Consider the following 10,957-nt stretch of genomic DNA (forward strand, 5'->3'; position numbering starts at 1 on the left):
CTCGCCTCGTCGCGGACGGGCTTGTCGCATGAGAGGCGAGAGTGCAGTACTGAGGTGCGTTAAGTGGCGTAAATCAGGTGAAAACGACCTCTCAGCTTGTTCTTTAACCTCGCGCCGCGTCGGACGGTCGCGCGATGGGGCGAAATTTCGGTGCGTGTCGGGGGCAGACTGGTCAGACTCGCGGCATGACAGCGAAGATCAGCCGCATCAACCCCGATCAGTTGCATGAGACGCCGGGCTACCACCACATCACCGTGGTGGAGACCGGCCGAACGGCTTATCTGGCGGGGCAGTGTCCCCTCGACCAGGGCGGCTCTCTCGTCGGCGTGGGCTCCCTCGACGTGCAAGTCGATCAGGTCGTCGTGAACGCACTCGCTGCCCTTGCGGCGGTGAATGCTCAGCCGCAGCACGTGGTGCGTTCGGTGATCTACGTGCGGAGCGATGCCAGGGAGGACCTTGGCCTCGCCTGGCACCGGCTTACCGCTTCCGCCCTCGGGCCGGCCTTCACGTCGGCCAGCACGCTCTTGGGGGTTGCGCAGCTGGGCTTCGCAGGGCAGCTGGTCGAGGTGGATCTCACCGTCGCGCTGCCCGACTGAGCGGCCCTCACGCCTCGAACAGCGTCTCGAACTGCTTAGCCCACATGGTCATGTGCCGGACGCCGAGGCGGCCTCCGTCTGATCATGTGCTCCGACCAAGGTGCACGTGACCACGACGAAGGCCGTGAGGGTGAGTCTGCTGCCTGAAGCCGCTGTGGGGGAGGCGTTCGCGGAAGCGTCACGCTTTCGGGACGAGTTGTACGCGTGTCTGACCGTGCGGGGCGACGAGCTGTTCGAGCTGTCGGATGCGGTGTTGTGTGCGCCGGGTGCGGTGCACTCGGCGGTGGAGCTGACGCTGCTGCCCGAGCACCGGCGCGGGCACGGCGCGATGTACGACGCCCTGAACCGCGGCCGGATCGACACCGGGCGGCTGCGGTCGCTGCTGGCCGGCCTGCCGCTGCCCCGGTTCCCGGACGGCCGTCTGGTACTGGCGGTGGACGTCTCGCCGTGGCTTCGGTCGGACGCGCCGTGTTCACCGGACCGGCTGTTCTGCCACGTCTGTGGCCGGGCGAAGACGGCCTCGCAGTTCATCCCGGGCTGGCCGTACTCGTTCGTCGCGGTGCTGGAGATGGGCGCCACGTCCTGGACGCAGATCCTGGACACGGTCCGGCTCGGCCCGGCCGACGACGCCACGGCAGGCACTGCCGCTCAGCTCCGCGACGTCGTCGAACGGCTCATCGCCGCGGGGCAGTGGCAGCCTGGCGAGCCGGACATCGTCATCGTCACGGACGCCGGATACGACGTGACCCGCCTGGCCTGGGTCCTGCGTGATCTGCCCGTCGAGCTGATCGGGCGGATCCGCGGCGACCGCGTGATGCGGTTACCGAAGCCGCCGCGGGTCTACGACCCCAAGGGCGGCCGACCGCCCAAGCACGGTCCGGAGTTCCGCTTCGCCAAACCGGAGACCTGGCCCGACCCGGCGGTCACCACCCACACGGCCACCACGAACTACGGCAAGGCCGTCACACAGGCGTGGGACCGGGTCCACCCGCGGCTGACCCACCGGGCCGCCTGGCTGGACCACGAAGGCGAACTGCCCCTGATCGAGGGGATGTTGATCCGGCTGGAGGTCGAGCACCTGTCGAAGGACCGTAAGGCGCCGGCGGTGTGGCTGTGGTCCTCAAGGACGGGCTCAAGCGACGCGGACGTCGACCGGGCCTGGCAGGCGTTCCTGCGACGCTTCGATCTGGAGATGAGCAAGCCGCAGTGCTGTCATAGTCGCGGTTCGACGTCATCGTCCGTGGTTCCTTCCTTGTTCGGGATTATCGCCGCCTGTTGGTGGTCGAGCCAGGCTTGTCGTGACTGGTGGCCGCGGGAGCGCTGGTGGAGTCGGCGGAGTCGTTCGATTTCTTCGGCATCGGCGTGGATCACCCAGGAGCGGCGCGGGTCACTGAGCTGGCGGGCGGTGACCCAGCCGCGTGTGATCCAGCCGAAGAGGGTGACGCGGGGCATGCCGATGGCGCGGGCGAGGTCGGTCAGCCACCACTCGTGCTCGCCGAGCTGCTGCCGTTCAGCCAGCGCGTGCTCTCAGTTCTTCTCCAGTTCCCGTACCACCAGACGGTTTTCGGGCTCGGCCAGCTGGTACTGCCGACGGGCCCGTTCGGCTGCGTAGTCGGCGCGTTCCAGGCGCTGACGCCAGATCCGGTCTACCTGGGCCCGGTGCCGCTGAGCCTGCTCGGCGGCTTGAAGCGAGACGTCCAGCGCGGCTGGGGCCACCGCCGCCATCAGCAGGGCGGTCACATACCGGTCGACGCAGGCCCCGGACAGCTGCTGGCACAGCTCGCCCCCGTAGTCGGTCTTGGCCCGGCTGCACTCATAGACCCCGCGCAGCCCTCCACCCGAGCCGCGCTGTCCCTCCCCTCGTAGCGTGGAGACCGTGACTGCAGGGGAAGTTGGGAGTCATGGCAGAGAAGCGACGGAAGTTCGATACGGAGTTCCGTGAGGGGGCCGTACGGATCGTCACCGAGACCGGCAAGACCATCGCCGAGGTCGCGAAGGATCTGGGGATCAATGAGACCACGCTGGCCAGCCGGGTGTCGCGGGCCCGCCGCGCGGGCACCGCGCCCGGGGGCGGGGATGACGAGCTGGAGCGGCTGCGACGGGAGAACGCCCAGCTCAAACGGGACAACAAGGAACTCACGATGGAGCGTGATGTCCTCAAACGCTGCATGGTCCTGTGGGTGAAGTAGCCGTGGCGGACCCGGCGTCCGTCGTCGGGGCGATCGGCGACCAGAGGACCATGCACGGCATCCCGCACCGCGTCTCCTGCCGCGCTCTGGGCGTGAGCGAGTCGTGGTCCTACAAGCATCGCAACCGCCGGCCCACCGGCCGTGAGGTGCGCCGGCAGCAGCTGGCCGAGGCGGTGCAGGAGACCTTCACCAAGTCCGGTGGCACGTATGGTTCCCCGAAAATCTGGATCACGCTGGTGCGGCAGGGCTGGCAGGTGTCGGTGAACACCATCGCCAAGCTGATGGCCGAACTCGGCCTGGTCGCACGGAAGGTCCGCAGACGCAGGGGGCTGACCCAGCCGGGCAAACGGCCCGCAGCACCGGACTTCGTGAAGCGGGACTTCACTGCCGAACGGCCCGATCTCGTCTGGTGCGGGGACATGACGGAGATCGAGACCGGGGAGGGCAAGCTGTATCCGGCCACGGTCATCGACCTCTTCTCCCGCCGCCTGCTCGGCTGTGCGATGGGCGCCCGGCACGACGCCGGCCTGGTCGTGGCCGCCCTCAACATGGCCGTGGCCACCCGTGGCGGCGACGTGCGCGGCGTCATCTTTCATAGTGATCGCGGGAGCGAGTACGGCTCCCGTGGGTTCCGGCGGGCCTGCCGCAAGCTGGGTGTCTTCCCGTCCATGGGCCGCGTCGGATCGTGCTTCGACAACGCCGTCAGCGAGGCGTTCAACAGCGTCCTCAAGGTCGAGTACGTCCACCGGCACACCTTCGCCACCCGCGCCGAAGCCCGGATCCGGATCGCCACCTGGATCACCGACTCCTACAACACGCGGCGGCTGCACAGCGTCTGCGGCTTCAAGAGCCCGATCGACTACGAACACGACCACCGAGCCAGCCTCATCGAGGAGCTGGCTGCATAGGAAGGTCTCCACGTTCGGACAGAGCTTGGTCATGGTCCGTGATCGTTCGGCAGAGTGCCTGAAGGATCTTGCCGCCCGGCGGAACGCTGGAGCATGGACCGAGATGAAGTCGAGGAACTCAACGCCGACTTGGCGGAGTTCACCTCCGATGTCTTCGCCTGCCTGCCCTACCGGGGCAGCGGGCGCACGGGGCGCAGTACCTGCGCGGGCTCATGCTGGACGGCAAGCGCAAGTCGGTGGAGCCGATGGCCGAGCGGTTAGGGGTTCCCCGGCAGAACCTGGGGCACTTCGTGGCCCAGTCGCCGTGGGACTACCGCGAGGTCATGCGCCGGATCGCGGACCGCGCGGTCCGCGTCGTCCGTCCCACGGCATGGGTGATCGACGACCACCCCTTCGTCCGCTACGGACATCACACCGCAGGGGCGATCGTGCAGCACTGCGGCGAACGCGGCCAGCACCTGTGCCAGGTGGCCGTCTCCGTGCACGCGACCTCCCCGCGCGGATCGTCACCACTGCACTGGCGGCTGTTCCTGCCCAGAAACTGGGCCGATGACCGGCCGCGCTGCGCCGCGGCCGGGGTTCCCGATGAGGTAGGACACCGCACCAAGCAGCGGCTCGCCCTGGACCTGCTCGACGAGCTTGCCGACTGGGGGCTCGCCCCGCCGCTGGTGATGGCCGACAGCGACTACGGCAACAACGTCGCCTTCCGCACCGGACTGAGCGATCGCGGCATCCCCTGGCTGCTGGCCGTCACCGGGGACACCATCGTGCTGCCCGCCACCGGAAGGCCCGTCACCGCGTGGGCCCGCCGGCGCCCCAGCATCCACGTCGACGACGTGGCCGCGGAACACCGCTACCGCGCGCGCCGCTTCGTCTACCGCCCCAAGACCCGGCACCACCCCGCCCGGTCCGGCTGGTTCGTCGCGATCCCGGTCCACATCGCCGGGATCATCGAGCGCGGCCACATCGCCAGCAACACCGACGACCGGCTGCTGCCCCAGCGCACCCTGCTCGTCCAGTGGAAGCGCAAGCGCGGCGGCGACGTCTTCCGCTCCTGGATCACCGACCTGCCCGCCGACACCCCGTTGAACGTGCTGGTCCGACACGCCACGAGCCGCTGGAGCATCGAGACGGACTACCGGGAGATGGAACAGGCACTCGGCCTCGGCGGCTACGAGGGCCGCACCTATCGCGGCTTTCACCACCACGTCACCCTCGTCAGCGCCGCCCACCTGTTCTGTCTGGAGCACCGACGCAACCCAAAAGGCGAGGCCACAGCCTCAGCATCTACCGCATCCTGGCGCTCCTGCAGGCCGCCTTGATCGGCAGCCTGCACTGCTGCCCTGCCTGCCACCGTCCAAGCCTCATCAGCACAGCTGATCACGGACTATGACCAAGCTCTGAATCAGGGGATTGACAGGTGTGCGGCTCTGCGACATTGAAGTGCCGATCCGTTGAGGGGAGTCCCTTGCTCTTCGCAGGGAAGACCGAGGGGCGAGGGCGTCAGGGCTGCCGTGGTGATGCGCAGGGTGACCGGTGCCGACGGCGCCTGGGCGATGCTGAGGTCTCGTCAAGGGGTGGCGGTGAACGAACCCCAGCACCGTTGTCCCGATTATCGGTATTGCTGTAACGTTTATCGGTGGTGACAGGTGTGGAGTGGTGAGCCGAGCGCGTCAACAGCTTCGAGCCATTCCTCATCGACACAGCAACAAGGAGGTCGCAGTCGCGGCCTTTGACCGCCACCGCCGTATCGTGGCACGGCGAACCGAGGAGTCGCATTGCCTGAGATCTCCAAGACTGCTGATCAAGCACTCATGCTGCTGCTGAACATCGGCGAGGAGGGGCCCAGCACTGCTGCGGCCCTCGCTGACCGGCTGGGCATGCACCGCACCGTCGCCCACCGGCTCCTGGCCACGCTGGAACAGCGCGGCTTCGTACGGCGCCAGCCCGGCGGATACGAGTTGGGCATGGTTCTTCGGCACCTTGCAGCACGGGTGGAACCGCAACTGCTGCACATCTCGCGACCCATCATGGAAGAGCTGAGCGCGGCCACCGGGGAGGCCACCGTGCTCAGCATGCGCGAGGGCGATGACCTCGTCACGGCCGACATCGTGCCTGGCCCCCGCCACTTGGTCCGCGTGGCACTGGACCCTCGCTTCAGGCATCCACTGCCCGTGGGTGCGGCCGGCCGTGCGATTCTCGCCTTCCTCCCGGCCCGCGCCCGGCGGTCGGTCGTCGCCTCCAGCCACAGACCGGACGCACTGGAAGCGCAGTTGGACGAGATCCGCAAGGCCGGATATGCGCACTCGCAGGATGAGTTGCAGCAGGGCGTCAGTGGCATCGCTGTCCCGGTCTTCTCCGCAGGCGCCGTCACCGCAAGCCTGAGCGTGGTCGTCCCTGTCACTCGAAACACCGTTCTGCAGGACTGGCTCGCCGACACGCTGGCGGCCGCCGCGCGGATGAGCCGCGAGCTGGACGCGGCGAGCAAGCAGGCCGAATAAAGACTGCTGACCACGTCCTCTGCGATCGGGCCCCACCAGCCGGTCGACATCCGGGGTGGTCGGCGGCCGCCCCGCTCCCCCTGCACGACACCGGCCGGACCGGCATGGTCCGGACACTCTGACAATCGAGTGGCCGACTGTCGTACCCCGCCACCTCGAGGGCGGCGGGACGTTGCCGCGAAGCACCCGTGTTTCCGCCGACCGGAATCCGATGCCTTCCGGGACAGCGAGAGGCAGGCTTGTCAGGACCATGCCGCAAGGGTCATCGCGGCCAGGACGCCGTAGACGACCGGTGAGCCCAAGCGCGGGATGCGCAGACCCCACACCCTCATAGCCGTCGACCGGCGTGCTCTCGAGATGAGCTCCACATCGCTCCCTGCACCCTATGCCGCAGTGGGTGGCAGGCACTTCTGGCTGTTCACGGAGACAAGACCCTGCACCTGTGCGATCCGGTGAGTGGGTGAACAGGGACCAGCTCGGGACTGCCGCGGCCGTGCATGTGCACCACCCGGCGGCGACAGAGCCAAACCGGCGTCGCGGCCCTCCGAGCCAATCGGGCTGGGACACACCCGTCGGCAGACCCCGCGATACATAGACTCCGATTATCGGTATGAGTTGTCCTATAAACGGGATTCGCTTAATATCTCGGCAGGTCAGGCCGCATGGCCTCCCCGGCACTGGTTCGCCGAAACATCCGCCTGCCCACCGACCGACCTGCTGTACATGCCGCCGACGCCCTTCGGCGTGCATCCACCGATCAACCTCCACTCGGCCGCACGCTCAGTCGTCCACGGCCTTCTCCATGACGCGGAACCCGCCCGCGGCCTCCCCCACCCCCGACCGGTTCTTACAAGCCGGGGGACAGCGCACTAGAGCAAGGAACAACCATGAAAGCCATACGAGTCGTCGCCGCAATCGCCGTCTCGCTCAGCCTTGGCACCCTGGCCACCACCGTCAACGCCTCCGCCGCGACGGCCAACAAGCAGGTGAAGGCGCTCGAAACGTCGCTGGCCGAGTTGCAGGACTCCCTGACCTGGCAGAGGTCGGCGGGCGCCACCTACCCGGCCGTCGACACCGCCGTCGACCAGACCCTGGAAAACCTTGACCGCGTCCAGCGCAAGCATCCCGCCGCCGTGCCCCAGGCCGCCATCTTCGAGAGCCAGTTGGCTCGACTCGCCTCTGAGGCCGACTACTGGGTGCGGGTGACCGCGGAGAGCGGCTACGCACCTGGTGTCCTCGACACCGTGTCCAATGTGCAGGCGGGGCTGAAGGAGTGGTGGACCGAGACAGGAGAGATCCGCAAGAACCTGCGCAAGCCCGCCACCCTCCGGCCCGCTCGCCCGGTCGTTCCCAGCCTTGCCACCGTCGACGCAACCACCCGACCGGGCACCGTCTTCAGCGATGCCCAGGAGAAGAACGCCCTGCAGATGGTCGTCGTGCCGCCAGGCAGCTACACCGCGGGCGCCACCGAGGAGGAGCAGGAGACCTTCGGTGTGCCGGCAGTGCGCCGCCACTTCGAACGTCCCCAGAAGGAGGTGACCGTCGGCAAGCCGATCGCCGTCGGGCGCACCGAGGTCACCGTCGGCCAGTTCAAGCAGTTCGTCAAGGAGACCGGTTACCAGCCCGCCCAGGGAATGCGCACCTGGCTGGCCAATGAGGACTCGCTGCTGCAGTTCCGGCCGGACCTGAACTACCTGAACCCGGGGTTCCCGCAGACCGACGACGACCCAGTGGTCGGCATCACGAAGAACGACGCCGAGGCCTTCGCCGCCTGGATGTCCGAGCGCACCGGTGAGAAGTACCGGCTGCCCACTGAGGGCGAGTGGGAGTACGTCGCACGTGGCGGCGCCCAGACGCCGTTCTTCTGGGGAGAAGACGTCGAAGACGCGGGTCAGTACGCCAACACCTACGACGAGGACGCGTACGCGGCGAACCGCTTCTCCATCATCGGCAGCGGCGAATGGGCCCACGTGGAGAACGTCCACGACGGCTTCAAGCACACCGCCCCGGTCGGCTCTTTCAAGCCCAACGCCTTCGGCCTGTACGACATGACTGGCAACGCCCGCGAGTTCGTGGCCGACACCTGGGTCGACAGCCAGGCCGGAGCCACACCCGACGCATCCGTACGACATGGCGAGGCACCGTTCGTCGTACTGCGCGGCGGCGCCTGGGCCTACCAGCCGCAGAACCTGCGCGTCGCCTATCGCAACGGCTACCTGTCCTCCGAGACCCGGACCAACATGTTCGGATTCCGGCTCGTCCGCGACCTCTGAGCCAGCCGCTCCCGGCAGCGCCGGGTGACGCCGCGGATCGACGCCCGCCCGTCACCGGCGCTGCCGGCCGCGCGACCCTCCCGACCTGGCAACGATGCCTCCAGTGCAGGCCTTGCCCACAGCGACCGGGCAGGCAGCACTCATTCCGATTATCGGTTCTTCTTGCCCTATAAACGAGATGTAGCTACGCTCTCCACACCCTGTCGGAGGGGATTGACAGCGCTGATAGCGCACGACCATGCGTTTGCCGCACCGACCACAGAAGATCAGCCCCGGCAGCAGGGCCGACCCGCCTCGCACTGCGCCCATACTCTGAGCATGGGCCCGGTTCGCCTCGATGCGCTCGAGGTTGCGTTCGTGCCGTTCCAGGCTGATATAGGCCGGCCAGATACCGGGCAGGTAGACCAGCCAGTCCTCCCGCGGCCGCCTCACCCGGCCGGTGAAGGGACGCCCCGCCCGGCGCCGGCGCGGGTCGGTCCGGCTGCGGCCATAGACATAGACCCCGGCATAGGCGGGGTGACGGAGCATGTTCTGCACCACGATCCTGCTGGGGCGGCGCCAGACCAACTCGCCCCGCTCGGGGCCTTCCCGGACCCTGATTCCCATCTGGATGCCGTGATCGACCAGGAAGCGCAATACCGCGTTGACGGTGGCGAGTTCGTCGAACAGGTCGAAGACCAGGCGGACCACGGACTGCACCTGCTCGTCCGGGTCGAGGACGACCTCGCCACTCGGACCGCGCAGATAGCCCACGGGCAAGGGCACGACCAGCTCACCGCGGCGGGCCTTGCTGATACGGCCGTTCCACAGCCGCTGCTTGATCAGATGCAGTTCCGCCTCACTGATCGTGCCCTTCAGCCCCAGCAGCATGCGGTCGTTGTGCTCGGCCGGGTCATAGATTCCGTCCGGGTCCGCCAACAGGGCGCCCGACAGTGCGCACAACTCGAGAAACTGATGCCATTCGCGCCCGCAGCGGGCCAGCCGGGACATCTCCAGGCCCAGCACCAGGCCCACATGGTCCAGGCCGACCTCGGAGACCAGGCGCTTAAAACCGACCCGGTCCACGACACCCGAGGCAGAGTGGCCCAGGTCCTCGTCGATCACCAGGATGCGGGACGGAGACCAGCCCAAATCGACGGCCCGTTGCCGGAGCCCGTACTGCAGCCGGGTGGATTCGGCGTGGCCGAGGACCTGCTGAGGTGTCGACTGGCGGACATAGACCACCGCGAGACGGTCGCGATGCCAGGGCTGGATCTTGCCTTCAACCCGGTCCCACGGCGCGGCTGTTGTCACTCTCACCGGGATCACCCCCGCCCAGCGGATCCACAGACGCCACCATCCGCATCGCTAACTCCGCCAGCAACGTCACCACCAGCCGACGGTTCAGCTCCGGAACCGTTCCCCACTGCGGCATCTGGGGAGCTCAGCGACGACACGTTCGTCCACCCCAGCTCACCGTCCTCAACCTCATCGGCCTGCCGCCCACGCAACCGCTGAACAACAGCCGCAGCCGCAAGCAGGCCATCAACCCCTATGACCAGGGCATTCCCAGAGCCAAGCTCGTCTATGTCAGCAGTATGGCTTGCTACTTGAGCACACATTCCGGCTGTTCAAGCAGCCCCTGGGCTGGACGAAGCATCGGCTGCGGGAGCCGGAGGCGGCCGACCGATGGACCTGGCTGATCATCTCCGCATACACCCAGCTCCGGCTCGCCCGCCCGCTGGCCCGGGACCTGCGGCACCCGTGGGAGAAGCCGGCCGCACCGAGCCGACTCACGCCTGCCCGGGTCCGCCGGACGTTTCGGAACCTCCGCCAGCACATGCCCTGTCCCGCCAGGGCACCGAAACCCCACCGGCCGGGACCTGGACGACCACCCGGCACCAGGAACAGGCGCCGGGCACCCCGCTATGACGTGGGCAAAACCGTCCGCCGCGAGAAGACGCTTATCGCCCTACAGCGGTTGAAGGGTTAAAGAACAAGCCTAGGGCCTGTTGTGAAAGTGGATCTTGGTCGTGGATGATCACGGTCGTGGGACGTGGTGATCTGACGAATGGCCAGTGGGCCCGGCTGGAGCCGTTGCTGCCCCGGGGCATCAAGCCGGGCCGTCCACAGGTGTGGACCTGACGACAGCTGATAGACGGCATACGGTGGCGGACCTGGACTGGTGCTCCGTGGCGTGATGTGCCGGACGGTACGGGCCGTGGGACCGGGCCTACGACCGGCGTTGGCAACGCGACGGGACCTGGGCCCGGATCGTGACGCAGCTTGCGTCCTCGCTCGGATCATCCACAGCGCGACCATCCGCTTCAATTGCACGTAGCAATGGCTTCACCATGCACGCGACTGTACCGGCCCGCAGGATTCAGCCGCCCAATGCACGTTCACAACAAGCCCTTAGCTTGATCTTTAACCTGGGGTCTCGAACGGCGTCTCGTACTTGATCACTCGGGTTGGTAACTGCCGTACGTGCAGGCGGCCTTCGGCTGACCA

General features: G+C 67.6%; 8 protein-coding genes and 1 pseudogene. 8 read left to right on the forward strand and 1 reads right to left on the reverse strand.

Annotated elements, in window-relative coordinates; all coding sequences use genetic code 11:
• The first annotated feature begins 185 nt into the window (after window positions 1-185).
• The 7 genes from ACFVJQ_RS44655 to ACFVJQ_RS44685 all read left to right on the forward strand — a co-directional run bounded on the left by ACFVJQ_RS44655 (window position 186) and on the right by ACFVJQ_RS44685 (window position 8,467).
• Complete coding sequence (locus tag ACFVJQ_RS44655) at window positions 186-596, forward strand: Rid family hydrolase (RefSeq protein WP_385791657.1); 411 nt, start codon at window positions 186-188, stop codon at window positions 594-596.
• Between the two features lie 130 nt (window positions 597-726).
• Entirely contained in the window at window positions 727-2,208 is a 1,482-nt protein-coding gene (locus tag ACFVJQ_RS44660; protein WP_385791666.1) for a transposase, read from the forward strand.
• A 289-nt stretch (window positions 2,209-2,497) separates the two neighbouring features.
• Window positions 2,498-2,785 (forward strand): transposase, encoded by a 288-nt coding sequence (locus ACFVJQ_RS44665; RefSeq protein WP_385518575.1) that lies wholly within the window; start codon window positions 2,498-2,500, stop codon window positions 2,783-2,785.
• A complete protein-coding gene (locus tag ACFVJQ_RS44670) occupies window positions 2,773-3,693 on the forward strand; it encodes an IS3 family transposase (protein WP_385791659.1) in 921 nt (306 codons plus the stop codon). The genes ACFVJQ_RS44665 and ACFVJQ_RS44670 overlap by 13 nt, the downstream gene beginning before the upstream one ends.
• Before the next feature lie 158 nt (window positions 3,694-3,851).
• Window positions 3,852-5,015 (forward strand): IS701 family transposase, encoded by a 1,164-nt coding sequence (locus ACFVJQ_RS44675; protein WP_385791668.1) that lies wholly within the window; start codon window positions 3,852-3,854, stop codon window positions 5,013-5,015.
• A gap of 456 nt (window positions 5,016-5,471) precedes the next feature.
• On the forward strand, window positions 5,472-6,194 hold the full coding sequence (locus ACFVJQ_RS44680; RefSeq protein ID WP_385515503.1) for an IclR family transcriptional regulator: 723 nt from the start codon (window positions 5,472-5,474) through the stop codon (window positions 6,192-6,194).
• An 887-nt stretch (window positions 6,195-7,081) separates the two neighbouring features.
• A complete protein-coding gene (locus tag ACFVJQ_RS44685; protein ID WP_385791662.1) occupies window positions 7,082-8,467 on the forward strand; it encodes a formylglycine-generating enzyme family protein in 1,386 nt (461 codons plus the stop codon).
• Between the two features lie 51 nt (window positions 8,468-8,518).
• Here the strand turns inward: ACFVJQ_RS44685 and ACFVJQ_RS44690 are convergent, their stop codons facing one another.
• Window positions 8,519-9,760, reverse strand: a complete 1,242-nt coding sequence (locus tag ACFVJQ_RS44690; RefSeq protein WP_385791664.1) for a recombinase family protein — start codon at window positions 9,758-9,760, stop codon at window positions 8,519-8,521.
• A gap of 295 nt (window positions 9,761-10,055) precedes the next feature.
• Here ACFVJQ_RS44690 and ACFVJQ_RS44695 point away from each other — a divergent pair.
• Window positions 10,056-10,439, forward strand: a pseudogene (locus ACFVJQ_RS44695) (transposase); the annotation flags it as partial.
• Between the last annotated feature and the right edge of the window lie 518 nt (window positions 10,440-10,957).

Source organism: Streptomyces sp. NPDC127197 (genome assembly GCF_042672405.1).
Classification (GTDB): Bacteria; Actinomycetota; Actinomycetes; order Streptomycetales; family Streptomycetaceae; genus Streptomyces; species Streptomyces flavusporus.